This window comes from Ahrensia marina (assembly GCF_001293565.1).
In the GTDB taxonomy this organism is placed as follows: Bacteria; Pseudomonadota; Alphaproteobacteria; order Rhizobiales; family Rhizobiaceae; genus Ahrensia; species Ahrensia marina.
In genome coordinates, this window is sequence record NZ_JXMU01000002.1 from 182,361 (window position 1) to 208,343 (window position 25,983).

Annotated in this window: 22 protein-coding genes; 19 read left to right on the forward strand and 3 right to left on the reverse strand. The window is 49.1% G+C overall.

Annotation, left to right across the window (positions count from 1 at the left end; all coding sequences use genetic code 11):
- Position 1: 1 nt before the first annotated feature.
- Positions 2-838, reverse strand: a complete 837-nt coding sequence (phnX, locus tag SU32_RS02355) for a phosphonoacetaldehyde hydrolase (protein ID WP_053997719.1) — start codon at positions 836-838, stop codon at positions 2-4.
- Positions 839-896: 58 nt separating this feature from the next.
- Positions 897-1,634, reverse strand: coding sequence for a phosphonate metabolism transcriptional regulator PhnF (gene phnF, locus SU32_RS02360; protein WP_053997720.1), 738 nt, complete (start codon positions 1,632-1,634; stop codon positions 897-899).
- Between the two features lie 125 nt (positions 1,635-1,759).
- Between phnF and phnG the strand changes: the two genes are divergently transcribed.
- The 18 genes from phnG (at position 1,760) to SU32_RS02450 (ending at position 20,887) form a co-directional block, all read left to right on the forward strand.
- The gene (gene phnG, locus SU32_RS02365) at positions 1,760-2,209 is read left to right on the forward strand and encodes a phosphonate C-P lyase system protein PhnG (RefSeq protein ID WP_144421008.1); all 450 of its coding nucleotides are present in this window, start codon (positions 1,760-1,762) and stop codon (positions 2,207-2,209) included.
- Positions 2,209-2,835: a phosphonate C-P lyase system protein PhnH gene (gene phnH, locus SU32_RS02370; RefSeq protein WP_053997722.1), complete on the forward strand. Its 627-nt coding sequence runs from the start codon at positions 2,209-2,211 to the stop codon at positions 2,833-2,835. Before phnG ends, phnH begins: the two co-directional genes overlap by 1 nt.
- Positions 2,835-3,947 (forward strand): carbon-phosphorus lyase complex subunit, encoded by a 1,113-nt coding sequence (locus SU32_RS02375; RefSeq protein ID WP_053997723.1) that lies wholly within the window; start codon positions 2,835-2,837, stop codon positions 3,945-3,947. Before phnH ends, SU32_RS02375 begins: the two co-directional genes overlap by 1 nt.
- Positions 3,944-4,819 carry an alpha-D-ribose 1-methylphosphonate 5-phosphate C-P-lyase PhnJ gene (locus SU32_RS02380; protein WP_053997724.1) on the forward strand — a complete coding sequence of 292 codons (876 nt, stop codon included), beginning with the start codon at positions 3,944-3,946 and terminating at the stop codon, positions 4,817-4,819. Before SU32_RS02375 ends, SU32_RS02380 begins: the two co-directional genes overlap by 4 nt.
- Positions 4,816-5,592 (forward strand): phosphonate C-P lyase system protein PhnK, encoded by a 777-nt coding sequence (gene phnK, locus SU32_RS02385; protein WP_053997725.1) that lies wholly within the window; start codon positions 4,816-4,818, stop codon positions 5,590-5,592. The genes SU32_RS02380 and phnK overlap by 4 nt, the downstream gene beginning before the upstream one ends.
- Before the next feature lie 16 nt (positions 5,593-5,608).
- Entirely contained in the window at positions 5,609-6,313 is a 705-nt protein-coding gene (gene phnL / locus SU32_RS02390) for a phosphonate C-P lyase system protein PhnL (protein WP_053997826.1), read from the forward strand.
- A gap of 2 nt (positions 6,314-6,315) precedes the next feature.
- Positions 6,316-6,933 (forward strand): DapH/DapD/GlmU-related protein, encoded by a 618-nt coding sequence (locus SU32_RS02395; protein WP_053997726.1) that lies wholly within the window; start codon positions 6,316-6,318, stop codon positions 6,931-6,933.
- Positions 6,934-7,051: 118 nt separating this feature from the next.
- Entirely contained in the window at positions 7,052-7,912 is an 861-nt protein-coding gene (phnC, locus tag SU32_RS02400; RefSeq protein WP_053997727.1) for a phosphonate ABC transporter ATP-binding protein, read from the forward strand.
- A gap of 90 nt (positions 7,913-8,002) precedes the next feature.
- A complete protein-coding gene (gene phnD / locus SU32_RS02405; RefSeq protein ID WP_053997728.1) occupies positions 8,003-8,911 on the forward strand; it encodes a phosphonate ABC transporter substrate-binding protein in 909 nt (302 codons plus the stop codon).
- Positions 8,912-8,983: 72 nt separating this feature from the next.
- Positions 8,984-9,958: a phosphonate ABC transporter, permease protein PhnE gene (phnE, locus tag SU32_RS02410; protein ID WP_053997729.1), complete on the forward strand. Its 975-nt coding sequence runs from the start codon at positions 8,984-8,986 to the stop codon at positions 9,956-9,958.
- Between the two features lie 2 nt (positions 9,959-9,960).
- Positions 9,961-11,550: a phosphonate ABC transporter, permease protein PhnE gene (phnE, locus tag SU32_RS02415; RefSeq protein WP_082376336.1), complete on the forward strand. Its 1,590-nt coding sequence runs from the start codon at positions 9,961-9,963 to the stop codon at positions 11,548-11,550.
- A gap of 7 nt (positions 11,551-11,557) precedes the next feature.
- Positions 11,558-12,220, forward strand: coding sequence for a DUF1045 domain-containing protein (locus SU32_RS02420; RefSeq protein ID WP_053997730.1), 663 nt, complete (start codon positions 11,558-11,560; stop codon positions 12,218-12,220).
- An 11-nt stretch (positions 12,221-12,231) separates the two neighbouring features.
- Positions 12,232-13,374, forward strand: coding sequence for an alpha-D-ribose 1-methylphosphonate 5-triphosphate diphosphatase (locus tag SU32_RS02425; protein ID WP_053997828.1), 1,143 nt, complete (start codon positions 12,232-12,234; stop codon positions 13,372-13,374).
- On the forward strand, positions 13,367-13,978 hold the full coding sequence (gene phnN / locus SU32_RS02430; RefSeq protein WP_160316281.1) for a phosphonate metabolism protein/1,5-bisphosphokinase (PRPP-forming) PhnN: 612 nt from the start codon (positions 13,367-13,369) through the stop codon (positions 13,976-13,978). The genes SU32_RS02425 and phnN overlap by 8 nt, the downstream gene beginning before the upstream one ends.
- A 281-nt stretch (positions 13,979-14,259) precedes the next feature.
- Positions 14,260-16,020: a sensor histidine kinase gene (locus SU32_RS02435; protein ID WP_211097655.1), complete on the forward strand. Its 1,761-nt coding sequence runs from the start codon at positions 14,260-14,262 to the stop codon at positions 16,018-16,020.
- Positions 16,017-17,342, forward strand: coding sequence for a sigma-54-dependent transcriptional regulator (locus tag SU32_RS02440; protein WP_053997732.1), 1,326 nt, complete (start codon positions 16,017-16,019; stop codon positions 17,340-17,342). Before SU32_RS02435 ends, SU32_RS02440 begins: the two co-directional genes overlap by 4 nt.
- Before the next feature lie 239 nt (positions 17,343-17,581).
- On the forward strand, positions 17,582-18,568 hold the full coding sequence (locus tag SU32_RS02445; protein ID WP_053997733.1) for a TAXI family TRAP transporter solute-binding subunit: 987 nt from the start codon (positions 17,582-17,584) through the stop codon (positions 18,566-18,568).
- Positions 18,569-18,658: 90 nt separating this feature from the next.
- Positions 18,659-20,887, forward strand: a complete 2,229-nt coding sequence (locus SU32_RS02450; RefSeq protein WP_053997734.1) for a TRAP transporter permease — start codon at positions 18,659-18,661, stop codon at positions 20,885-20,887.
- A 27-nt stretch (positions 20,888-20,914) separates the two neighbouring features.
- Here SU32_RS02450 and SU32_RS02455 read toward each other — a convergent pair whose 3' ends face one another.
- Complete coding sequence (locus tag SU32_RS02455) at positions 20,915-23,329, reverse strand: bifunctional diguanylate cyclase/phosphodiesterase (RefSeq protein ID WP_211097656.1); 2,415 nt, start codon at positions 23,327-23,329, stop codon at positions 20,915-20,917.
- A gap of 205 nt (positions 23,330-23,534) precedes the next feature.
- Here SU32_RS02455 and SU32_RS02460 point away from each other — a divergent pair, with 205 nt between their 5' ends.
- A complete protein-coding gene (locus SU32_RS02460; protein ID WP_082376341.1) occupies positions 23,535-25,982 on the forward strand; it encodes a heavy metal translocating P-type ATPase in 2,448 nt (815 codons plus the stop codon).
- The last annotated feature ends 1 nt before the right edge of the window (position 25,983 follow it).

Here is a 25,983-nt window from a genome sequence, read left to right on the forward strand (position 1 = left end):
CTTAGCGTTCATCAATCGTAACAGAGGCATCAGTCTTTCTGGCAATAGTGTCCAAGAGGGCCGGTAGATCAGCAACAGTATCTATAACATAATCCGCGCCGGCATTTAAAAGTTTGGCTGTTGCTTTTTCGCGCAACGCCGCGACTTCCTCCGGTGCCAATGCATCAAGTTCGGCCGGTGTTTTTCCAGCATAATTGCCGGAAAGGCTTACCCCAACTGTTATGCATCCGGCAGATACACCTTCCGCGATACCCGGTTCGGTATCATCAACCTTGATAATTGTTTCTGCTGGATAAACCGCCAGATCAACCATGCACTTGTATATGCCAAGTGGGCCCGGACGCCCCTCTTTCAAATCATCGGAGCAAACAAGATTTTCAGGTGAATAGCCTTGCTCTGCCGCGATAGGCAAAACATTTTCCATGATTGACCGCGTATAACCGGTCGTTGAACCGACTTTGATATTTTTCTCTTTCAAGTAGTCGAGCATATCGGTCGCACCGGGCACGAGTGTTGCATATTGCGCGACGACTTTTTCGTTCATCGGCACAAACACTTCGTAGATTTTGTCGACATCTTTATCACTAGGCGCAGTGCCGTATTTCTTTCGCCATGCCTCATTGATACTAGGCATTTCTATCATCGCCTTGATATGGTGCCATTTTGGCATTCCCATTGACGAGCGTGCTTCTTCAATCATGGTCGTGATGCCAAATTCTGCAAAGGCTTCAATAAATACGCCCATCGGAGCAAAAGACCCGAAATCAATCATTGTACCGGCCCAGTCAAAAATGACGGCTTTTATTTCTGATGTGTTTTGGGCGTGAACTTGCAGCATCTTTATATCCTTCTTTTGCACCGCATAGGTATTTGAAATGACAATTGCGTGACAGTTGTCAGGCGTTGATAATCGCTAGAGAAACACGGTCGGCTGCAAAGCGTGTGGTTGAAAACTGAATGGGATTGCCTTCCATATCCGAGTTGATTGCTTGAGTAACCAGAACGATAGCACCGGGAGAAAGCTGTAAATATTCTGTATCTGCCATCGTGGCATGATGCGCCTCAATTTCAGTCGATTGGCGCAGATAATCCGCAATTCCACATTGGGTTAGCGCTTTTGTGATCGATCCCGTTGTTTGGTATGCGGTGCCAATGTCAGGAAAGCGCTTGGCACAAAACCAAGAGGTTGAACGCGAAAGCGGCATGTCGTCGGCATCGCTCAGCGTTTTCAGACAAATTACTTTTGAACTCGGCGTAATGTAAAGCGCTGAAGCTATTTCAGGTGTGGCTTGATCAATGGAAAGATTGAGCAATCTTCCGCGTGTCGTTTGTACTTGATTGCCAATACCATCTGAAAATCGTGTTCGCTTTCCAATAGGGTAACTGATGCGTTTGCGTGCGCGAACAAATGTGCCTTGGCCCTGCCTGCTTTCAACGATCCCTTCCTTTGCCAGGGCGTTCAGTGCGGCTCTGACCGTATGGCGATTGACTTCAAATCGCTTTGCCAGCGTTGTTTCCGAAGGCAAGCGGTTGTTTTGAACCGATACATTGGTTGCAATTTCATTGCGCAGCTCATCAGCGATCTGTCGCCATATTGCAATTCCCGAACGGCGTTCCAGTGTTTTCGAAATCATAAGCGTCGCCTTACTCTTTTCTTCTCATTTCACCGATGTGTCATACGCCCGTCATGTTGACCCATTAAGCCAGATATCACATGTTTAGTTGTCTAGATCAATAGACAAATTTTATGAGGCAGTTTATGGGTGATTTACAATCCATCCGGCGCAATCGACTGGCAGTTTTAGCAATGTCGGACACTTCAGAATTGGTGAAGTGCTGGAAGACTTTGGGCGTTGATCCGGAGTTCACCATGCCGCGCGCACCGCAAACAGGAATTGTCGGTCTGCGCGGGCGCATCGGTGGTGGAGGGGATGCTTTCAACTTTGGTGAAGCCACAGTTACGCGGGCGACCGTCAAATTGGCATCCGGCTCTATCGGCCATGCCTATGCACTCGGCCGTGATCACACAAAGGCAAAGCTCTCAGCCATTATCGATGCACTTTGCCTGGATGACGATTGGTCGGCGCGTATTGAGGACAACATCATCACGCCACTCCGGAACCAAATTGAATCCCGTGATGAGCGGCGCGCTGCTGAAACAGCAGCGACGAAAGTTGATTTCTTTACGATGGTCCGCGGAGAAGATTAATGCAGGAACTTCAAGCAACAATAGAAGACAATGCGTTAGAAGGCGGCTTTCGCGAGCCGGTCTTTGACGCTCAAAAAGTTTTTAACGCCATTATGAACGCGATGGCACGTCCGGGAACGATTGCAGACCTGCCGGAACTGACAACCGCTCCGCAGCCTTTCTCAAATACCACTGCAGCAATAATCACAGCGTTGTGCGATGCTGACACAGTGCTTTGGCTGGATGAAGTCGCTGCGCAAAATGAAGCACTGAAAGAGTGGATCACGTTTCACACGGCAGCGCCGCAAAAACAGCAAAAATCGGAAGCTATGTTTGCAGTCTTGACCGACAAAAACATGTCTTTGGAGCTCGCAGATTTTGCGCAAGGCTCGCAGGAATATCCTGATCGTTCAACCACGCTGATTATTCAAGTTGAGAAACTGGAAGCCGGGCGCGGTTTGAGCCTTTCCGGGCCGGGTATCAAAGATACATGTGCGCTTGATATTCAAGGTTTGCCTGAAGAGTTTCTTGATCAATGGCGGCAGAACAATGCACGTTTTCCATGTGGCGTTGATGTCATTTTGGTGAGCGAAACATCGCTTGCCTGTTTACCGCGCACCACAAAAATTTCACAGGGAGCTATCTGATGTATGTGGCTGTTAAAGGCGGCGAAACCGCAATCAATAATGCCCATAAATTACTCGCCGATCGTCGTCGCGGTGATCGCGATGTAGCAGCACTGACTTTGTCGCAGATCAAGGAGCAATTATCGCTTGCTGTGGACCGTGTCATGGCAGAAGGCTCATTATATGATCGCGACCTTGCTGCGCTTTCAATAAAACAGGCGCGCGGCGATATTATTGAAGCTGTGTTTTTGCTGCGCGCCTATCGCACGACCTTGCCACGATTTGGCTATTCACTGCCCGTCGATACAGGCGAAATGAAGATCGAGCGCCGCATTTCGGCGACATATAAGGATTTGCCCGGTGGTCAAATGCTCGGGCCGACATTCGATTATACACATCGCTTACTTGACCCGGAGCTGGTTGAGGACGAAGCTGCCGGTGAACCTGAAACGCGCGAGCCGGATGCAGGTCATACGCAACGTGTGTCCTATATTCTCGCAAATGAGGGCCTGATTGAAGGCGACGGCAAAAATGGCCACGGCGCGGAAGTCCCGGGCGATATTACGCGCACGCCGACCGAGTTCCCGATGAACCGCGATGAGCGCTTGCAGTCATTATCGCGCGGCGATGAAGGCTTTCTTTTGTCTCTGGCTTATTCGACACAGCGCGGCTATGCCCGTTCGCACCCTTTTGTTGGTGAAATCCGTATCGGTGAAGTCGACGTTGAAATCGAAGTGCCGGAGTTGGGTTTTTCTGTGCCGGTTGGACGTGTTCAGGTGACTGAATGCCAAATGGTCAACCAGTTCCAGGGATCGGCAAAAGTGCCGCCGCAATTTACCCGCGGTTATGGCTTGGTGTTCGGACAGTTGGAGCGCAAGGCAATGGCGATGTCATTGTGTGACCGTGCCCTGCGCGCACGCGAGCTGGGTGAAGATATTGTTGCCCCCGCACAGGATGAAGAATTTGTGATTGCACATGCGGACAATGTGCAGGCGACAGGTTTCGTGGAACATTTGAAACTGCCTCATTATGTGGATTTCCAAGCTGAACTTGGCATCGTGCGGCAGATGCGCCGTGAATATGCTGAACGCAATGATGCTGTTTCCGAAATGATCAAGGAGGCGGCAGAATGAACATTCAAGCTGATTACAATTTCGCTTATTTGGACGAACAAACCAAACGGATGATCCGCCGCGCGATACTGAAAGCGATCGCAATTCCCGGCTATCAAGTTCCGTTCTCAAGCCGGGAAATGCCGATGCCATATGGCTGGGGTACGGGCGGCGTTCAGGTCACCGCTTCAATTATCGGGCCTGATGATGTCCTGAAGGTCATCGACCAAGGCGCTGATGATACGACCAACGCTGTGTCGATCAGAGCCTTCTTTGCCAAAGTGGCACGCGTGCAAACAACCACCCATACGGGCGAAGCGACGATCATCCAAACGCGGCACCGTATTCCGGAAGAACAGTTACGCGAAGGGCAAACGCTGGTCTATCAGGTGCCAATACCAGAGCCACTTAGGTTTCTGGAACCGCGTGAAACGGAAACACGTAAAATGCACGCTCTTGAAGAGTACGGTCTTATGCATGTGAAGCTTTATGAGGATATTGCCACACATGGCCATATCGCCACGACCTATGCCTACCCGGTAAAAGTCGAAGGTCGTTATGTAATGGACCCTTCTCCAACACCCAAATTTGATAACCCCAAAATGCACATGTCCGAAGCGTTGCAGCTTTTCGGTGCAGGCCGTGAAAAACGCATTTATGCAATTCCGCCTTTCACAGATGTTGTCAGCCTCGATTTTGATGACCATCCGTTCGAGGTTCAAAAATTCGATAAACCGTGCGCGATTTGTGGTGCTGAAGCTGTTTATCTGGATGAGGTCATCCTCGATGACCGTGGAAAAAGAATGTTTGTTTGTTCAGATACTGATAATTGTGAAAGCAGGCAGGCTGCCGGTCATCGGGGCGAGCTTTCCGGAATGGAGGCAGCACAATGAGCGACCAACCTCTTTTATCTGTCAATGACGTTTCCAAATTTTATGGATCACGGGTTGGCTGCCGCGATGTTTCCTTTGACCTTTACCCCGGTGAAGTGTTGGCGGTTGTCGGCGAAAGCGGATCGGGCAAGACAACACTTCTGAACTGTATTTCAACGCGTCTAGAGCCAACAAATGGTTCTGTTACTTATCGCATGCGCGATGAAACCACACGCGACCTTTATCAAATGAGTGAAGCGGAGCGGCGCTTTTTGATGCGGACGGATTGGGGATTTGTACATCAAAATCCTGCCGATGGTTTGCGTATGGCCGTGTCGGCAGGTGCCAATGTTGGCGAGCGTTTGATGGCTGTTGGTGACCGGCATTATGGCAATATTCGCGAGACAGCAATTGACTGGCTTGGCCGCGTTGAAATCAATGAAGACCGTGTCGATGATCAGCCTCGTGCGTTTTCCGGCGGTATGCGGCAGAGACTGCAAATCGCGCGTAATCTTGTCACTGGTCCGCGTTTGATTTTCATGGATGAGCCGACTGGCGGTCTCGATGTTTCTGTTCAGGCACGCTTGCTGGATTTGATACGCGGCCTTGTGAGCGATCTTGGTCTTGCCGCTATTGTTGTAACGCATGATCTGGCGGTTGCGCGTCTTCTGTCTCACCGGATGATTGTAATGAAGGACGGTCACGTCATCGAAAGTGGACTCACTGACCGTGTGCTCGATGACCCGCACCAGCCTTACACGCAGCTACTCGTATCTTCCATATTACAAGTTTAATTACAGGCCTCTGATGATGACCGCAGCTATAACCGTTTGTGACGTATCAAAGACTTTTACCATGCATCTGCGTGACGGGATTAAAATTCCCGTTGTCAGTGGTGTTAACTTCGCAATCAAGGCTGGAGAATGTGCCGTTTTGGGAGGCCCGTCAGGGGCAGGTAAAAGCTCGATTTTGAAAATGCTTTACGGCAATTATTCGACCGACTTCGGAGCAATTTTGCTTAGCCATAATGGTGAAGAAGTTGACTTGTCGAAGGCTGAACCACGCAAAATTATAGAATTGCGCCGCGATACCATTGGTTATGTCAGCCAGTTCTTGCGCACGGTACCGCGCGTGTCTGCGCTTGATGTTGCTGCGGAACCGTTGACCCAGCGCGGTGAAGATTATGAAGTTGCACGTAAAAAAGCTGCGGATTTATTTGCGCAATTGAACCTGCCTGAACGCTTGTGGAACTTGCCGCCTGCAACATTTTCAGGCGGTGAGCAGCAGCGCGTCAATATTGCGCGCGGTTTTATCACCGATCACCCCATCCTGCTTTTGGATGAGCCGACAGCATCCCTCGACGCAAAAAACCGTGCTGTGGTGGTGGATTTAATCACGCAGAAAAAAGCCGCAGGCGTCGCGTTGCTTGGCATATTTCATGATGAGGATGTGCGCACAAAAGTAGCTGACCGCATAATAGATGTAACAACTTTTGCCGGTTCGAAAGCTGCGTGATCATGGCAAAAAAACTATCCGAAGAACCGCTTATTCATCCGACCGCACGGGTAACTGATACATCATTGGGACGCTATACCGAGGTGGATGAAGGCTGCATTGTTTCTGAGTGCGAAATCGGTGATTATTCCTACCTGATCCGGCAGACCGAAGCTTGGTGCGCAACAATTGGGAAGTTTGCAAATATAGCAAGCCATGTTCGCATCAATGCAACCAATCACCCCACGTGGCGCGCCACCCAACACCACTTTACTTATCGTGCCGGTGATTATTTCGATGGCGCCGAGAATGATACAGATTTCTTCAAATGGCGCCGCGATAATCGCATCCATATTGGTCACGATGTTTGGATAGGACACGGGGCGACAATCTTGCCCGGCGTCACTGTCGGCAATGGAGCAGTTATCGGTTCAGGAGCTGTCGTAAGCAAGGATGTTGCGCCTTTTTCGATTGTCGGCGGTGTCCCTGCAAAACTCATTCGGGAACGTTTCGAAGCTGGACTTGGCGATAAAATGAACGCTCTTGCCTGGTGGGACTGGCCACATGACACCCTTCATGAAGCTTTGGGTGATTTTCGCACATTATCGGCGCTGGATTTCGTTCATAAGTATCAGAAATAATTGCGTAAATTAGAATTGTGGAACGTCACAAAACTTACAAAAAACTGACATGCTGTGTTCATACAGGGGCCATATGCCAGTCACATGAAATTGTAGATGAACGGCAAGGAATGCCAATATGCTCGAACTCAAAAATGTAACACGCCGGTTTGGCCCAAATACGGCTGTCGATAATGTGGATTTTGCAATCCCTGAAGGTCAGATGGTTGGGGTGATTGGCGCATCCGGTGCAGGTAAATCGACGCTGTTACGCATGATAAACCGGCTCATTGATACATCCGAAGGCGAGATCAATTTCGGTGGTGTCAGAACTTCCGCGCTTAAAGGGCAGCAGTTGCGCAACTGGCAGCGTGATTGCGCCATGATTTTCCAGCAGTTCAATTTGGTTCCGCGTATTGATGTGTTGACCAATGTTATGCTCGGCCGGCTTAACCACCGTTCAACGGTTGCGAGCCTTCTTAATATTTTTTCCGATGAAGAGCGTGCAATGGCCATTGCTGCTTTGGAGCGGTTGGGCATTGAAAAGGTTGCCTTGCAGCGTGCGGGCACATTATCAGGTGGCCAGCAACAGCGTGTTGCGATCGCGCGCGCATTAATGCAGCAGCCCAAAGTAATCCTTGCCGATGAACCGATTGCTTCGCTGGATCCGCGCAATGCCCAGATCGTGATGCAGTCGCTAAAGGATATCAACCAGTCTGACGGTATTACCGTTATCACCAATCTTCATACACTTGATACTGCCCGCAGCTTTTGTGAGCGCATCATTGGTATGCAGGCAGGCCGCGTTGTTTTCGATGGTGGTCCTGACGATCTGACAGAGGATGCGGCGCGTAAAATTTACGGTGCTGACAATCTGGAAGATGCCTTTTCAGAGGCTGTAACCTCAACAAGTTTAAATGGTTCACGTTCTAAGTCTTCCGGTAGCGAAAGGCCGCCGGTTGCGCGTCCTGCTGCTGAACAAAATCCTGTTTACGCGTGACCTGATTTCCAAATTGCTGCGTTGCGTTTGCCCAGTGTCGCAGCTTTTCACTTAATTATTAAAAGGGCATACCTTTTATGGAGACTGAAAATGCTCAAGAAAGCACTTTTGGCAACGGCTGCTGTTGCCACAATTTTCGCTACGACTCTTTCTGCTCAAGCCCAAGATGTTTTCCGCATCGGTATCCTTGGCGGCGAAAACGAAGCTGACCGCCTGCGTAATTTCCAGTGCATGGTCGACGAACTGCCGGAAGCTATCGGCGTTAAAGAAGTTAAGCTTTTCCCTGCTGCTGACTACGATGGTGTTATTCAGGGTCTGCTTGGCGGTACGCTGGACTATGCCGAGCTAGGCGCTTCCGGATACGCAAAAGTGTATCTTACAGACGCCGAAGCTGTTGACCCTGTTTTGACAACTGTTCAGACAGATGGCGCAACTGGTTATTATTCAATCATGCTTGCACGTAAAGATTCAGGCATTGAAAGCATTGAAGATATGAAGGGCAAAAAGCTTGGCTTTGCCGACCCTGATTCAACATCCGGTTATCTCGTTCCTTCAGTTGCATTGCCTGCGCAGCTTGGCATGCCAATCAACGAGTATTTTTCTGAAACCGGTTTTGGCGGCGGCCATGAAAACGGCGTTCTTGAAATGCTTAAAGGCAACTTTGACGGTCAGGTAACATGGTCATCTGGCGTTGGCGAATATGAAGACGGTTATACGTCTGGCAACATTCGCAAAATGGTCGATAAAGGCCTTTTGGACATGGCTGATGTAAACGAAATCTGGCGTTCGCCGCTTATCCCGAATGGTCCGGTCGTTGTTTCAAACAAATTGGATCAAGACATTCGCGGCAAGTTCGTTGAGTTTATGAAGGCGCTTCCGGAAGCAAATCCTGATTGCTTCGCAGCCATCCAGGGCGGCGACTTCAAAGGCTTCACAGAAGTTGACCATTCTTTCTACGAAACAATCGTAGCAGCCCGTAAAGCAAAAATCGGTTCATAATTTTATACCGATTTAAGCACCACGCCTCCTTTGAGATTTCTTGGGCGTGGTGCAATTTTTCGTGAGAAGAAAATGTTGGCTACCCAATCAAACAATCCCGCTTTGCATATTGATGCCGACGGCAATTACGACGTCGACGGGCATTTCAAACAATTGCGCGGGCAAAAACGCCTTTACACTATCCTTGGATTAGGTGCGCTTTTTATTGTACTGTTTTTTTCGCTTTGGTTTGCCAATGAGACAAACTCCGGAAAATTTCTGGATCGCTTGCCGCATTTCTTTGACTTTGTCGGCGATTTAATCCCGCGCGATGGTTGGGAAATCGGTCGCGCTCTGTTCGATTTATCAAGCCCCTACTTCGATGGATCATTGAAGTTCAATTACCCTGAAGGGCGGGTATACATTACGGAAAGCCTTTATATCCCCGAATATTTTTACAAGATGATCGAGACGCTCAACATAGCGATACTCTCAACCTTAATCGGGTTTATTTTTGGCTTTATTCTCTGCTTCCTGGCAGCATCCAATTTGACTACCGAACGCTGGCTCCGATTTGTCGTACGCCGGTTTTTGGAAATACTGCGCGCTTTTCCTGAGATTGTTATTGCCGGCTTTTTTCTGGCTATTTTTTCCCTTGGTCCAATTCCGGCAATCATTGCCGTGTCGATCCACACCATCGGTGCATTGGGAAAAATGTTCTACGAGGTTGTCGAGAATGCCGATATGAAGCCGGATGAAGGCTTGCGTGCGGCGGGAGGCAATTGGGTCGAACGTGTGTGGTTTGGTATTGTACCCCAGATCATGCCCAATTTCCTGAGCTATGGCTTGCTTCGCTTGGAAATAAACGTCCGCGCTTCCACTATTTTGGGAGCCGTTGGAGCAGGCGGCATTGGCGAAGTGCTAAGGCTTTCTATTAGCCGCGGCCATGAAGCAAAGACGCTTGCCATTATCCTAATTTTGTTCGTCACAATTGTCTGTGTCGATCAACTGTCCGCATATCTGCGTAAGCGAATTGTTGGCAACCAAGCTTTTGAATTTGGAGCATAGTCATGAACGCGTCCGCTATGAACCTGTCTACCAAAATGCTTACACCGCAAGACGTGTCTGCGATCAAAGCACGTTATCCAGATGCTTTTCAGCGCTCTTTCCTAAAACGCTTCAGTACCGTTCTGTGCTTTGCTGTAGTCGCCGTGTACATGATTTATGTCAGCTGGTTTTTCGCGATTGGAAAAGTGTTCAGCGAAGGAAACTGGAACATCGCAGGCAGCTATCTTGCCGATTGGGTTTCTTATGAAATCAGACCGGACATAGACTATCGGACCGGCGAAATCCTGATCGAGTTTCCAAGATTTTCACCGCTTGGCGCAGAGCCTGATCCGGAATGGATCGCAACTGAACGCGGCACTGTTACGTTGATAGAAAAGAAGCAGACGGCTTCAAAACCTTCTACACCATCAACGTCGGGGTCATTTATGGCGCCTGGTTCAGCAACAGGCGGCGGTGAGCTTAGTTTTATGGCGCCGGACTCTAGCGCGACGAACACCGGAGCAAACAGCAGTAATGCACCTGCACCTGATAATAACGCTGAGCCGCAAACAGTGACACGTGAAGGCATCAATCAGGCGGAGATTGTATTTTCTAATACAGCAAAAGTTATTGTGACGCCGGACATTGTGACAGTGATGAACGGTGAAGAAAGCCTCGCAATAGACGTAGACCCCATCAACGAAACCGTAATTCCGCGTGACAGTTTGCCTGAATGGGCACTTCAGAAACGGGAAAACGAAAAGATATTCATCAACTTTGGCTTTGCCGGGCGTGCGGAAATTCGCGCAAAAGAAGTCAAAATCATGCGCCGTTTCTTTGGTTGGGAGAATTTCTTCTTTGATACGAATTCACCCTATTGGGGCCAAAGTTTCACTGAGGTTGTCGGGAATGTATTCAGTTCACAGCGCTTGTCAGAAAACCGATCCAACATTTCACTTCTGGTCGATAATTTCCTCAACAATGCCGAATGGCAGCATGGGGACGTTTATATCAAACTACTGCAAACCATTGTTATGGCGTTTGTCGGTACTTTATTTGCCGTATTGATTGCATTTCCGTTGTCATTTGCCGCTGCGCGAAACATCACGCTCAATCGTTTTCTCAATCAGATACTCAAGCGGTTTTTTGATTTCCTACGCTCTGTAGATATGCTGATCTGGGCATTGTTTTTCACACGTGCCTTCGGCCCGGGACCATTGGCCGGTATTAGCGCCATATTCTTTACCGATACCGGAACCTTCGGAAAGCTTTATTCGGAAGCACTGGAAAATATCGATGATAAGCAACGCGAAGGCGTGCGTTCGGTCGGTGCGTCACCTGCGGCAGTGCAAAGATTTGGTGTTGTGCCGCAAGTTCTTCCTGTTTTCGCGAGCCAAGCGCTCTATTTCTGGGAATCAAATACGCGTTCTGCGACAATTATTGGTGCGGTCGGTGCCGGCGGAATTGGTTTGAAACTTTGGGAAGCGATGCGTACCAATCAGGACTGGGAAAATGTATTCTATATGGTGATTCTCATACTGATCGTCGTTTTTGCATTCGATGCGGTTTCCAATGCGCTCCGCAGTCGGTTGATAGGAAAGCAGCAAAGCTAATTATACTATGCGCTATGCAATTTATTATACCCCGCCGAAAGATGCGCCCCTGTCGCAATGCGTTGCGACCTGGCTTGGGCGTAACGCTTTTACCGGTGAGACGATTGAAACAACACACGGTCTTGATGATTTACTGGTTTCGCCGCGTAAATATGGTTTTCATGGAACATTGAAAGCACCATTTCATTTGGCAAAAGGGGTGCGCGAAGATGACCTTATTGAGCTGTTTGACACTTTCGCGCAAAATCATTCAGCGTTCACTTTGCCCAATGTCCAACTTTCTAAACTCGGACCTTTTTTCGCGCTGACCCCGTCTGCACCGAACGGACAGCTTGAAACTCTTGGCAGTGAAGCCGTGCGGACATTCGAGCCTATGCGCGCGCCGCTTAGCCAAGCTGATATAGAGCGCCGCAACCCAGCAAAACTTTCAGGCCAACAACGCGCTTACCTTGAACGTTGGGGTTATCCTTATGTGATGGATGAATTCCGTTTTCATCTAACGCTGACAGGCCCAGTGGATGATGCTGATAGTTCGCGGGTCGAAGAAGCCATCAAAACGCATTTTGAGGCGTTCCTTGACAAACCTTTACCAATTGAAACGCTTGGCCTTTTTGCCGAGCAGGAACGTGGCGGACCGTTTTCGGTTCTGCGCGTTGCATCTCTTTTATGAATGAGAAGACAATGACCACTGAAACTATATTCCGGAATGCAAAACTCGTACTTGAAGATGAGGTCGTGAACGGATCCATCGTTATCAAGGACGGCAAAATTACAGATATTTCTGAAGGTAACGGCAATGTCGGCGAGGATATTGGTGGCGATTATATATTGCCAGGCCTTGTCGAACTTCATACCGATCACCTTGAGCAACATTATTCACCGCGCCCCGGCGTAACTTGGAACTTGACTGCGGCTATCCAGGCGCACGACGTTCAAGTGGCAGCTTCCGGTATTACAACCGTTTTTGATTGCCTCCGTTTAGGGGCGGATGAAGATGGCGGCTTTGAAAATGGTGAAATGAGCGCGATGTCGCTGGCAATAGCCAATGCGCAAGGCGAAGGGCGCTTACGTGCGGAACACCGCATTCACCTGCGCTGCGAAGTTTCGGCGCCCAACGTGTTGGAACACTACGAAGAATTTGTCGATGATCAAAGCGTAGGGCTGCTTTCACTTATGGACCATGCGCCCGGACAGCGTCAGTTCCAGACCATGGAGCAATATACTTTGTACTACAAAGTTAAGCGCGGCCTTACCGATGAACAGTTCAACAAGTTTGTTGAACGTCGCCAGAAGCAATCTGCAACTTACTCTGACAAGCACCGTAAATTTTTAGCCAATGCGTGCCGCGAGCGGAATATTGCAATTGCAAGCCACGATGATGCGACCGTTGATCATGTTGAAGAATCCAAAGGCTTTGGCGTGTCCGTTGCAGAGTTTCCGACAAGCATGGAAGCCGCAGCTGCGTCTCATAATGCGAATATGGGCGTATTAATGGGCGCGCCAAATGTCGTTCGGGGCAAATCACACAGCGGCAACATAGCGGCGCGTGAGCTGGCAAAAAACAATGTGCTGGATATTTTATCTTCCGACTATGTACCGTTCAGCCTGATATATGCGCCTTTCGTGCTTGCTGATGAGGTCGAAGATATATCGCTTTCAAAAGCGGTGGCTATGGTATCTGCCAATCCGGCAAGACAGGTAGGCCTTCAAGATCGCGGCCGGCTTGAAAAAGGCTTGCGGGCTGATTTCTCACGTGTTCACCGTGAAGCCGGAAGCATTCCTGTCGTAAAATCTGTCTGGCGTGAAGGGCAGCGTGTTGTCTGATTTAAGCCATACTTCGGGACGGATTTTTGTGGTTGTCGGGCCGAGTGGTTCAGGCAAGGACACCTTGATCAATTGGTTGCGCGAGCATCTGACGGATAAGCAGAAATACATGTTTGTACGTCGCAGTGTTACGCGCTCGCCGGATGGGCAGACAGAAGATCATGATACACTAACAATTGAACAGTTTGACCGCGCAAAAGCGCAGGGCAAATTTGCGGTCACATGGCAGGCGCATGGCTTGAGTTATGGTATTCCCATCGGTGTTCTTGCTCATGTGAAGGCGGGCGGCGTTGCCATCGCGAACGGTTCAAGGCGCGCGCTGGCGGATATGCAGAAGCAATTTCCAAACATGATCATCATTAATCTTCGTGTTGATCGAGCTGTATTGGCAAGCCGTCTGGCGGGTAGGGGACGTGAGGATGCCGAGCAAATCAAGAAACGCCTTGATCGCATGGACATGCCACTGGCCGGTAATTTGACCGTATATAACATTGAAAACTCTGGTCCGATTGAGAAGGCAGGCAGGTCATTCATGGATGTTTTGGCTGATCTGGACAGTGTACCTTTAGAAAAATATCAAGAAAATCTTGCGCGCAACGCTTGAACAGTCAGTTGCCCTTTCGCCTTATCCGGATTGTATTTCCCAAGTTAAAGAGTGCCGGTTTTTAAGACTTGATGCTTTGTTGGCGTTGCTAAAAACTCTCTATCGTATTTAAGATGCCTGCATCGGTATTGCTTGCGGGCAATGAATGGTGTTGATGGCAGGTTATTTTGCCATGCATGCCTGATTGGGGAGAAGTTTGAACGGTGCAACAAATGTCTGAAGGTTCTTTAGAGGCCGTATCTGAGAGGAAGGCACGATCTAAAGCTGACCGGAAGTTGAGCATGAAAATGCTCATATCAATACAAATCGGCGTCCTTGTTGTCGCCATCTGGCTTGTTGTCTGGCCAAGGCTTGAGCGCCATTTCCTGTTGCAGGCGGCAGAACAAAACGAAGTAACATTGCGTTTAGTTGGTGACAGTATTCGCGCTGCGCTCGATCGCTACGAGCCTTTACCGCATTTGATTGCCGAGCGTCCCGAACTGAGCAGTTTACTGCAAAACCCAACACGGCCAGATTTAATCGATGCAACTAACAGTATCTTGTTAAACACCGCATTATCGGTTTCTGCTTCCGATGTTTACCTGATGAACACGGCGGGAACGACAATTGCAGCAAGTTCCTACAATAAGCAAAGATCCTTTGTTGGTCGTAACTTCAATTTCAGGCCTTACTTTCAAGAAGCTCTGCAGGGTGATTTAGGCCGTTACTTCGCCCTTGGTACAACGTCGGGTGAACGCGGTTACTTTTTTGCGGCTCCGGTGCGGGAGGGCGCAGAAATTCTGGGTGTTGTCGCTGTAAAGTTTACCGTTGATGCTTTTGAAGAGGCTTGGCGAAGCGCTGCATCAAACATCATCGTGACTGATCATAATGATATTATTTTCATGGCCAGCAATCCTGAGTGGTTGATGCGCGCGACCAAACCTCTTTCGCCAGCAACATTAAGATCAATTGAGGAAAACCGGCAATACCCGCTCGAACGTGTCACAAATCTGGATGTTGACCGCACACCGCTCAATGCAGATGCCGATATACTGACAATCGAGAACACCAATTTTGTCGGTTCGTCTGATAAAATGGTCGAAACACCGCAATGGACAGTGACATCTTTGGCGCCTACCGAACCTGCCCGTTTTCAAGCCTTGCTCGCTCTCGTTGTATTCTCGCTCTTAGCCTTGATATCCATTTTAGGTATTGCGTTTTTGAGGCACCGGAGCGCGCAGCAAATCCGAACACAAAAGCTCCTTGAGCAGCGCGTAAACGAACGAACTGCCGCATTAAGCCATGAGATTGAGGAACGCCGGAATACCGAAGAAGAGTTGCGCCGCACACAGGCGACATTGATCCAAGCCGGTAAATTATCTGCCCTAGGTCAAATGTCCGCGGCGCTCAGTCATGAATTCAACCAACCCCTCGCAGCTGTAAAGGCTTATGCTGAAAATGCCCGCGCTTTTCTTGACCGTAACGAAGTCTCAGAGGCGAGCGATAACATCGGCAGAATATCAAAGATGGCTGACCGGATGGCTACGATTTCCAAACATCTACGGAATTTTGCGCGCCGCCCTCAAGAAGCAGTTGGCCCTGTTTCATTGCTACCCGTTATTGATGATGCGATGGCCGTAAGTGAGCCGCGTATCAAAGCCAGCAATGTTATCTTGAATTATACCCGCCCGGATGAAGAGCCTTATGTGATCGGCGGGCATGTCCGGCTGCAACAGGTCATTGTCAATCTCATTTCGAACGGGATTGATGCAATGGGTGGAGAAGGCTTGCTCGAACTTAATATAGTTTCGATAGACAATGGATGGCAAATTAGAATGCGCGACCATGGGGCGGGCATATCTGATGATGCTATAACTCAAATGTTTGATCCGTTTTTTACCACAAAACAAACGGGCAAAGGTTTAGGGCTGGGCTTGTCGATTTCCTATAACATTGTGCGGGATTTTGGCGGTACATTGTGGGGGAAAAACCATCCTGATGGCGGCGCGGTCTTTGGTGTTGATCTTGTTGCTGCCGATCATCTTTCCAAGGCTGCCGAATGAGCGAAACGATTCTATTTGTTGACGATGAGGAAGAGTTGCTCATTGCAGCCAGCCAGACACTCAAATTGGCTGATCTACCCGTGTTGACCTTTTCGGAAGCCGAATTGGCTTTGAACAAAGTTGCGAGAGATTTCCCGGGTATCGTTGTCAGCGATATCCGGATGCCGAACATGGACGGGATGACTCTTCTGCGAAAGGTTCTGGAAATTGATCCGGCCTTGCCTGTCATCCTCATTACAGGAAACGGTGACGTGGAACTTGCTGTTGATGCCATGCGGGCAGGTGCCTATGATTTTCTGGAAAAGCCTTACGATCCCGCACATCTGATCGACGTTGTGCGCCGTGCGCTTGATAAAAGACGATTGACAATTGAGAACCGTCTTCTGCGCAATCAGGTTGGCAGCAGAGATGCGATTGAGGCGCGTTTGATAGGACGCTCTGATGTTATGGTGCGTTTGCGCGAGCAGGTTCGCGCTGTAGCGGCAACGGATGCAGATATTCTTGTTCAAGGCGAAACAGGAACCGGAAAGGAAGTTATCGCACGCGCAATTCACCGTGCGTCCTCGCGGCAAACAAAACCCTTTGTACACATCAACTGTGCAGCCTTGCCTAAGGATCTTGTAGAAAGCGAACTTTTCGGTCACGTCTCAGGCGCATTTGCAGGTGCTGTTAAAAGCCGTTTCGGAAAATTGGAGCATGGGCGCGGCGGGACAATCTTTCTTGATGCGGTGGATTGCCTTGAAATGAATGTTCAGGCGAAGTTCCTGCAAGCTATTCAAAGCCGCCAGATAACCCCTTTGGGTTCGAACGAGGTCATTGATCTGGATGTGCGGTTTATTGCTGCTTCCAAAGAACCGCTGGACAAAGCTGTGGCAGAAGAGCGCTTTCGCGATGATTTGTATTACCGCTTGAATGTTGTGACATTATACGCACCGCCGCTTTCGGCGCGTCGTGACGACATACCTCAGCTTTTTATGCATTTGGTAGCAGAAGCTGCAGCGCGTTATCGCTGTCCAATACCTGAGGTTGACAGTCAGGCCCTGTCCAAAATGGCGACCGGTAACTGGCTTGGTAATGTGCGTGAACTGCGCAATGCGGCAGATCGATATGTTTTGGGCTTACATGCAGTTGAAGAAGATCAGGTTGTGAGTGATCAAACATTGGTCGACCGTATGAACGCGCATGAGCGTGCTATCATTACGGCAACATTGGCGGCAAATGGCGGCGCACTCAAACCGACTTACGAAACGCTCGGCATAAGCCGTAAGGCGCTTTACGAGAAGATGCAAAAGCACGGACTGGATCGTGAAAAATTCGCCTAAGTGCCGGTAAAATGCTATCTTTGTAGCGTTATCGACCCAACTATTTGCCCTAATGTTCCTAAATCGACCCAAATGCTGAATCTAAGTTGGGTGTTGGCGTTGCTGTAGGGCTCAACACCTTGTCAGAGCGACATAGTTTTAGTTGTGTTGACAGGTTCCAAAACAATGAGGGACGATACGTTAGCGCCGCAATGGCGGCAGCGTGGGCAAACGCCCAAAGAAACTTATGGGAGAGAGAAATGAAATTCCTTGCAATCCTTGCATCTTGCACTGTTTTATCAGCCGGCGCAGCATTTGCTGAGTCACATGTGGATAAATCTGATTGGCCAACAAGCTTCACAGTCGGCACAGCTTCACAAGGCGGAACCTATTTTGCGTACGGTTCAGGCTGGGCAAACCTTGTTGCAAAAGAACTTGGTATTACCGGCGGCGGCGAAGTAACCGGCGGACCAATGCAGAACATGGCGCTTGTTCATACTGGTGAAGCTGCATTTGGTATGACGACAATGGGTCCGGCAGCAGAATCGCTTGCAGGCACAAACCCGATTGCACCAGGCTTGGAGATGAACAAAGCATGCGCAATGTTCCCGATGTATCAAACGCCATTCTCTGTAACGGCGCTTTCATCATCCGGCATCAAAAGTGTTGCTGATATTCCGGCGGGCGCAAAAATCGGTTTTGGTCCAGCAGGTTCGACATCTGACACATATTTTCCACGTATGATGGAAACATTGGGTGTTGATTTTGAACGCCGTAACGGCGGTTGGACTGATTTGGGTGGCCAGCTTCAGGACGGGTTACTTGATGTGATCGCCTTTGCTGCCGGTGTACCGGTGCCAGCCGTCAGCCAGCTTGAGGTTCAGACAGATGTAAACATCATTGAGTTTACGGACGAAGAACAAGCCAAGCTTCTTGAAGCGTTTCCGGTAAGTGAATTCAGCATCAAGGCGAGCACTTATACAACGCTAAAAGAAGATGCGACGTCCGTTTCCATGTGGAACTTCTCTATTGCAAACTGCGATTTGCCGGCATCTTTCGTCAAAGAAGTTGTCAATGTCGTTATGTCTGACAATGAGCGTATGGTCGGTATCCACAAAGCGGCAGGCTCTACTCTGCCGGAGAACTGGGATAAGAACAAAGTTCTTAAATGGCATCCAGGTGCCGCCGAATGGTTCAAAGAAAACGCTGGTGCGGACATTCCGGCAGATATGATCTACGGCGGATAAGAATAGCTGAAATAGATCGCATGGGGTGCCTGAAAAACAGGTGCCCCATGCGGACGTGTATGCTTTTTATGGTCTGGGGAGGGCCTTTTCATGGTTGATGGAAGCACGAAAGTAATTGCCGAAGGTGTTGATGACGAGCCGACAGAAGCAAATCGCCGCCTGTTCGATGGCCGCACATATTTCCTAGTTGCCGCTTTTTCCGCCATTTATGCATTTTTTCATTTAGCAGCCCTCAACGGTCTGTCTATTTATGAATGGACAGGCATTAGAATCCCTTTCTTGCCAAGCTTTCCAATGGAAACTTGGAATTTTCGGATTGTTCACATAGCCGGAGCGCTGATCCTCGGATTTACGCTTTACTCAGCCCGGTCATTTTCCGGTGATGGTGAGAAGCAACCGCTTTCCAAAGTGTTGGATATTATCGTCTACTTGGCATTGCTTCCCGCGCTTTACGCGATGTGGACAGCCGGAAAGATCGCCAACATGATCGGAAATGGCGTCCAGTGGAACGGTATAAGCCCGGAGTTTGTAAATCTTGAGGTTTACCATTTTGGTACCCCGTTATTACTGGCGACAGCTATAGGTATCGTCGTCGGCTGGTTGCGCAAGCGCGAACGGGGGCAGGTGGCTATTGCCGATATTTTGCTTAGCTTGTGCGGTGTTGCCGTAGCGGTCTATTTGATCACAATATTCGGTACGCTTATGCGCAATTCCACCGGAACACCATTTGCGCCGATAGGTATGAGCCTTGCTGCGGTTGCCGGTGTGGCATTGATTATGGAGCTTACGCGGCGCGTGGCTGGCTTGGCACTGATTGTTATTGCCGGTGTCTTTCTCGTCTACGTCTTTACCGGAGAGATGTTACCTGGTTTTCTGAATGCGCCGGACATTGCTTGGACACGGTTCTTTAGCCAAGTTTATACCGACGCTGGAATTTTAGGCCCGACAACGGCTGTATCTTCTACATATATTATTCTGTTTATTATCTTTGCCGCATTTTTGCAGGCTTCAAAAGTTGGTGATTACTTCGTCAACTTTGCCTTTGCAGCGGCAGGTCGGGCGCGCGGCGGTCCGGCAAAGGTGGCCATTTTTGCGTCCGGTTTGATGGGAATGATCAACGGTACTTCTGCAGGTAACGTTGTGGCGACAGGCTCGTTGACAATTCCGCTTATGAAAAAAGTCGGTTACCATCGTAAAACGGCAGGTGCGGTAGAAGCGGCGGCCTCAACAGGCGGGCAGATTATGCCGCCGATTATGGGTGCCGGTGCTTTCATCATGGCTGAAATCACGGGTATTCCTTATACAGACATCGCGATTGCAGCCATTATTCCTGCTATCCTCTATTTCGTTTCCATCTACTTCATGGTGGATTTTGAGGCGGCAAAACTTGGAATGCGCGGTATGCGCGAAGACGAGCTTCCCAAGTTCCGTGATATGATTAAACAGGTGTTCCTGTTCATTCCGATCATAATTTTGATCGCCGCTTTGTTCATGGGGTATTCAGTTATTAGGGCAGGCGCACTGGCGACAGCATCTGCTGCGGTTGTCAGCTGGCTTACGCCATATCGCATGGGCTTGCGCAGCATCATCAAGGCCTTTGAAATGGCAGGCATCATGTCTGTACAGATCATCGCAGTATGTGCATGTGCGGGCATTATCGTCGGTGTAATCAGCCTTACCGGTGTCGGCGCACGCTTCTCTTCGGTATTGCTTGGTCTGGCCGAGGCAAGCCAATTATTGGCTTTGTTCTTTGCGATGTGTATCGCGATTTTGCTTGGCATGGGCATGCCTACAACGGCGGCCTATGCCGTAGCTGCAAGTGTGGTAGCGCCGGGCCTTGTCCAGCTTGGCATTCCTCAACTAACCGCACATTTCTTCGTGTTTTATTTCGCCGTTGTTTCTGCCATCACACCACCTGTCGCCTTGGCCTCCTATGCGGCAGCAGGGATCAGTGGTGCCAACCCGATGGAGACAAGTGTCGCCTCCTTCAAAATCGGTATTTCTGCATTCATCGTGCCGTTCATGTTCTTCTACAACGGTGCAATCTTAATGGACGGCACATGGCCGGAAATTATCCGTGCTGGTGTTACAGCGATTTTCGGCGTCTTCCTGCTGTCGTCAGGTGTCCAGGGTTGGTTTGTCGGAAGCCGCGTCGCATGGTTCATGCGCTTAGGCCTGATACTTGCCGCATTGTGCATGATTGCAGGTGGTTTGATTAGCGATTTGGTGGGTATAGGAGCAGCTATTGTGCTGTTCTTTGTTCAGCGGACCTTTAAGCCTGCAGCCGATGCACAAATTACTGTTTCAGGCAGTGACTAAGGAGCTGCGTATTTCTTACGCTTAAAATTATAGAGAGTTCCGAATTTTCTCAACTTGCGCATGTTGGGAATTTTCGGAACGCTTTTTGTGCCATGTGTTGAAATTCTGCGGTGTCATGCTTCTTGAATAGTAGAAGCCTTGCAGCACATCGGCGCCGGATTTCTCGGCCAGTATAACTTGTTCGAACGTTTCGACCCCCTCAACAGCCACTTTCGAGCCGAGAGAATGTGCCATTTCGATGGCAGATTGCATGATGACTTTCACCCGCGGATCATTGATCGCGCTTCTGATGAGTGAGCCATCCAGCTTTATCAAATCCACCGGAACAGAGGCTAGACGCGTCAGGTTTGAGAAACCTCTTCCAAAATCATCAATTGCGAGTGAGAAGCCTTTTGCTTGCAATTCACTGACTGTCTTGCTGAACACATCACGCGAAGCATCCATGACATTTTCAGTGATTTCTATTTGCAAACGGTTTGGATCAACTTTCGCCACAGATGTTTGTTCAACAAGGTTCGGTATAAAGCTATCGGCTGAGAAATGCTCTGCACCAATATTGATAGCAATGTTCAGGTTCAAACCTTGCTCGTCGAAATATTTGATATCCTTTAATGCACGGCCAATAACCCATTCTCCTAGAAGTTTCATGACGTGAGTTTGCTGAACAGCAGGCAGGAACAAATTGGGTTGAATAGGTCCATGCTCCGGATGTTGCCACCTCACGAGTGCTTCCGCAGAGTCGACTTGTTGTTTTGTAATGCAATATTTTGGCTGGTACTCAAGATAGAGTTCATCATTGTCAATCGCGTTCAATACAGCGGCGAGAATCTCACTTTTACCACCCAAGACACCTTGCGTATCATAGAGCTGGAAGCGGTTTTTACCTTCCGCCTTGGCTTTGTATAGTGCAACATCGGAACGTCTCAGCAGATCCTCAATGTTTGTTCCGTGATCTGGATACAAAGCACCGCCCGCCGATTGATCGCATGAAATTTCGACGCCCCCGATTTCAATCAATTTCGGGAATGATCTACGCAGATTTTCGCACAGGCCGGAAATCGCATCAGTGTTTTCCGGCAGTGGCAATAGGATAGCGAATTCATCACCGCCTATGCGTCCGATAACAGGGTGGGCTGAAGGTAGGCCGCGAAAGTTGATATCCATGAATTTTTTGGTTGTCGGATACAGACTTTTCGCAAATGATTTCAGTACTTCATCGCCAATGCCATGGCCCCTTATGTCATTGATTTCCTTAAATCCATCAAGGTCAAAGAAAATAAGAATACCTTTTTTGCCGAGCTTGAGGCGGGTTTCTATCTGTTTGCGGCTTTCGGATTCAAAATAGGCGCGGTTGCCGATGCCGGTGAGCGCATCTTCAAAAATCTGTTTAGCGAGTTGTTCCGAGTTTTGCTGAACTGTGGCTGTCAACTCATTATAGGCATCGACGATATGGGTTAACTCGTAAATGCTGGTTTCCGCCTGACTTGGCGGAACAGCCATTGGCAGTCCTGTGCTGGATTGTTTTTTTAGTGTGATAGCAAGGTTTTCCAAAGGCTTGGCCAACCAGCGAATTGAGAAATATAAAAGCAGCACAGCAGCGATGATAGAACCGACAAGTCCGACGAACAATGGCGTTAGGTTCTCTATGATTTTTGCTTTGACCTGACTTAGTTCCTGGGGGACAATTACGCCCCAATAGGTGCCGCTAACAGAAGCAATTCCTGAAATCATTTCAGATTTAGTGGCTGGTGAATAGTAATTTTCATTGCCGGTCTCGCCATTCATCAGACGTTTTACAGCGGAAATATCGGAAATGTTTTTTGCATCATCAGCCCAGACCTTTGTCGGGTGGGCTAGAATATTGCCATCCTGATCAACGATCACTGTGTGCCCGCTTGCGCCGAAGGAAACCTTTTCCGCCAAGTTGATGAAGTAATCTGTACTAAGGCAGGCTACAATGAAGTTTTCTCCTTCACGGCCAATGGCATGAATAGTTGGAGTGCCAGTTATTGATTTCTGTACTGGTAGAAATTGAAGTCGGGAGCTCACGGGCGTTGCTTTGATGTGCTCAAGCAAATTGGGGTCGATGAATTCGAGATTGTCGATCCGTTTCGTATCTGTAGAATAAAGCACCTTACCGTAATCTGGTGAGACAATGGAAACATCTTCAATTTTTAAATTTGCCAGCAGTCGATGGATATATTGCGTCTCAACGTTCTGTTGTAGTGACGTTACTGCTACATCGACTGCAGTACGGATGTTCTTTTGATAGAGTGTAAGGCTATCAGCGACATTTTGCGCAAGAAGGAGATTTCGCCCATTAACTTCAGTCAATTCATGGGCCGCCGTCCGCTCATATGTCATCCACGTAAAAATCGCGACCGGAAGCAGGCCAATTGCCACAAAAGCAAGCAGAAAAGCGGATCGAATTCGGATCTTCATTGCAATTTTGCTCCTTGTGGCATCGAAATAGTCGGCAGTTTCTACACGCAAGTTATACGAATGAGGTTTTAAAGTACTTAACGTAAACAACAGGCTGGGATGCAAAAGCAATTCATGCGGGCAATTGAAAATATCGATAAATTTAACCTATTGACCTTCCATTGACTGGAAGCCTTACGAAGGCGATATGTAAGGAGACCATAATATGGGCAATATAGAAAAATTCCCTGAAAAAGCAGACAGTCACAGCTGTTGCGGGGGCCATCACGCCGAACATGGCCATCATGATCACCATAAGGAGGCAGGAGCGAATCAATCAGGAAAAGATATTTATCAGGCGGCGACCATGCCGGTTGATGGAGCGGTTAAAGACCCTGTGTGCGGCATGAACGTTAAGCTGGACGCCGGAAAGCCGACTTTGTCTTACAAGGGTGATGATTATCACTTTTGCAGCCAGGGTTGCCATGACAAGTTTGAAAATGATCCATATTTCTACTTGTCCGGCAATAAAGCCAAGAAGAAGGATGCGGCGCCGAAAGACGCAAAATATACCTGTCCGATGGATCCGGAAATCGTGCAGGATGGACCGGGAACATGCCCGATCTGCGGCATGGCACTGGAGCCTATGGACGGTATTGCAGAGGGGCCCAATCACGAACTGATAGATTTCACGCGGCGTCTTTGGGTAAGCGCCGGTGCGGCTATACCTTTGTTGATCCTTACAATGGGTCCAATGATAGGATTGCCTGTTCGCGAATGGTTCGGTGAAAAATTAAGTCTTTACATCGAATTTGCCCTCGCAACACCGGTTGTCATCTGGGCAGCGCAGCCATTTTTCCACCGTGGATGGACATCAATTAAAACGTGGAACTTGAACATGTGGACACTGATTATGATCGGTGTCGGCGTTGCTTATTTTTATTCGACTGTCGCTATATTTTTACCAGAGCTGTTTCCATCTGGCTTGCAAATGCCCGGCGGCCATATGCCGGTCTATTTTGAAGCCGCTGTCGTCATCATTGCTCTGGTCTTTGTCGGCCAGGTTTTGGAGCTGCGCGCAAGGGAGCGCACCGGCGATGCAATTCGTGCATTGCTGGATTTAGCGCCAAAAACAGCACGCCGTATTACCCCGGATGGCGATGAATATGATGCGCCTTTGGAAAATATCATAAAGGGTGACCGCATACGTGTTCGTCCCGGTGAAGCCATTCCTGTGGATTCTGTTGTTTTGGAAGGCCGTACAACAGTAGATGAAAGCATGTTGACCGGCGAGCCGTTACCCGTCGAAAAAGCAGAAGGTGACAAAGTAACCGGCGGCACACTCAACAAAAATGGCTCTTTGATAATTGAAGCAACACATGTTGGCGATGAAACAATGCTTGCGGGTATTGTGGCCATGGTTTCTTCTGCGCAAAGGTCGCGTGCGCCCATACAGGGGCTTGCTGATAAAGTGGCTTCTTATTTTGTGCCGACAGTTGTTCTTGTCGCGGTTCTGGCCTTTGCCATTTGGTCATTGTTCGGTCCTGATCCAGCCTTTGTTTTTGCCATCGTTTCGGCTGTATCCGTATTGATTATTGCGTGCCCGTGCGCGCTTGGCTTGGCGACGCCAATGTCCATTATGACAGCGACGGGAAGGGGTGCTCAGGCTGGCGTTTTGATAAAAGATGCTGAAGCACTTGAACGTATGGCAAAAGTGGATGTTCTGGTTGTTGATAAAACGGGCACACTGACAGAAGGAAAGCCGACGCTGACCGATGTCGTCTCGTTTGGCGATATGGATGAAAACGAGATGCTCGCAATGGTGCGCGGCCTTGAAACGGGTTCGGAGCATCCGCTGGCTGAAGCAATTGTTGAAGGTATTAAGGCCAAAGATGTTCCGGCAGCTTCAATAAGTGATTTTGATGCTGTTACTGGCAAAGGTGTTCGCGGCACTGCAGGAAAGCAAAAAATTGCGTTGGGTAATGCGGCTATGATGAAACTTATTGATGTTGATCATAGCGCGGCTGACGAACAGGCCGATGCGCTCCGCACACAGGGAAAGACTGCAATGTACGTAGCAATCAATGACAAGCTTGCGGGCCTGATTGCCGTCTCTGATCCAATTAAAGCCACCACAGTGGATGCAATTTCTGCTTTGCATGATGCCGGGCTCAAAATTATCATGGCAACCGGTGATAATGAGAAAACTGCGCGTGCCGTTGCGGAGCAGCTTGGCATTGATGATGTGCGTGCTGGTGTGTTGCCGGAAGATAAAAAAGCGCTTGTCGATGAACTGCATAAGAAAGGTCACAAAGTGGCTATGGCCGGCGATGGCGTTAACGATGCACCTGCGCTTGCTGCAGCCGAAGTTGGTATCGCCATGGGTACAGGAGCAGATGTCGCTGTAGAAAGTGCCGGTATTACGCTTCTTAAAGGCGATTTACGCGGAATAGTGCGCGCCAGAACATTATCTGTGGTCACATTGCGCAACATTAAGCAGAATTTGTTCTTCGCGTTCGCATATAACAGCGCCGGTGTGCCGATTGCTGCTGGTTTGCTCTATCCGCTGACTGGTATGCTATTGTCGCCAATGTTGGCGGCGGCGGCAATGAGCCTTTCTTCTGTCTCGGTAATAAGCAATGCGCTGCGGTTGCGCGCGCTGAAATTGGATTAAA

Excerpts from the sequence above, each read along its gene's own strand:
- SU32_RS02445 (WP_053997733.1), top strand. The coding sequence starts at position 17,582 with ATGAAATTCCTTGCAATCCTTGCATCTTGCACTGTTTTATCAGCCGGC.
- phnL (WP_053997826.1), top strand. The coding sequence starts at position 5,609 with ATGACCGCAGCTATAACCGTTTGTGACGTATCAAAGACTTTTACCATG.
- SU32_RS02450 (WP_053997734.1), top strand. The coding sequence starts at position 18,659 with ATGGTTGATGGAAGCACGAAAGTAATTGCCGAAGGTGTTGATGACGAG.
- SU32_RS02440 (WP_053997732.1), top strand. The coding sequence starts at position 16,017 with ATGAGCGAAACGATTCTATTTGTTGACGATGAGGAAGAGTTGCTCATT.
- SU32_RS02460 (WP_082376341.1), top strand. The coding sequence starts at position 23,535 with ATGGGCAATATAGAAAAATTCCCTGAAAAAGCAGACAGTCACAGCTGT.
- phnC (WP_053997727.1), top strand. The coding sequence starts at position 7,052 with ATGCTCGAACTCAAAAATGTAACACGCCGGTTTGGCCCAAATACGGCT.
- SU32_RS02420 (WP_053997730.1), top strand. The coding sequence starts at position 11,558 with ATGCGCTATGCAATTTATTATACCCCGCCGAAAGATGCGCCCCTGTCG.
- SU32_RS02380 (WP_053997724.1), top strand. The coding sequence starts at position 3,944 with ATGAACATTCAAGCTGATTACAATTTCGCTTATTTGGACGAACAAACC.
- SU32_RS02425 (WP_053997828.1), top strand. The coding sequence starts at position 12,232 with ATGACCACTGAAACTATATTCCGGAATGCAAAACTCGTACTTGAAGAT.
- phnF (WP_053997720.1), bottom strand. The coding sequence starts at position 1,634 with ATGATTTCGAAAACACTGGAACGCCGTTCGGGAATTGCAATATGGCGA.
- SU32_RS02375 (WP_053997723.1), top strand. The coding sequence starts at position 2,835 with ATGTATGTGGCTGTTAAAGGCGGCGAAACCGCAATCAATAATGCCCAT.
- phnK (WP_053997725.1), top strand. The coding sequence starts at position 4,816 with ATGAGCGACCAACCTCTTTTATCTGTCAATGACGTTTCCAAATTTTAT.
- SU32_RS02395 (WP_053997726.1), top strand. The coding sequence starts at position 6,316 with ATGGCAAAAAAACTATCCGAAGAACCGCTTATTCATCCGACCGCACGG.
- phnE (WP_082376336.1), top strand. The coding sequence starts at position 9,961 with ATGAACGCGTCCGCTATGAACCTGTCTACCAAAATGCTTACACCGCAA.
- phnG (WP_144421008.1), top strand. The coding sequence starts at position 1,760 with ATGGGTGATTTACAATCCATCCGGCGCAATCGACTGGCAGTTTTAGCA.
- phnX (WP_053997719.1), bottom strand. The coding sequence starts at position 838 with ATGCTGCAAGTTCACGCCCAAAACACATCAGAAATAAAAGCCGTCATT.
- phnD (WP_053997728.1), top strand. The coding sequence starts at position 8,003 with ATGCTCAAGAAAGCACTTTTGGCAACGGCTGCTGTTGCCACAATTTTC.
- SU32_RS02435 (WP_211097655.1), top strand. The coding sequence starts at position 14,260 with ATGAAAATGCTCATATCAATACAAATCGGCGTCCTTGTTGTCGCCATC.
- phnH (WP_053997722.1), top strand. The coding sequence starts at position 2,209 with ATGCAGGAACTTCAAGCAACAATAGAAGACAATGCGTTAGAAGGCGGC.
- phnE (WP_053997729.1), top strand. The coding sequence starts at position 8,984 with ATGTTGGCTACCCAATCAAACAATCCCGCTTTGCATATTGATGCCGAC.
- SU32_RS02455 (WP_211097656.1), bottom strand. The coding sequence starts at position 23,329 with ATGAAGATCCGAATTCGATCCGCTTTTCTGCTTGCTTTTGTGGCAATT.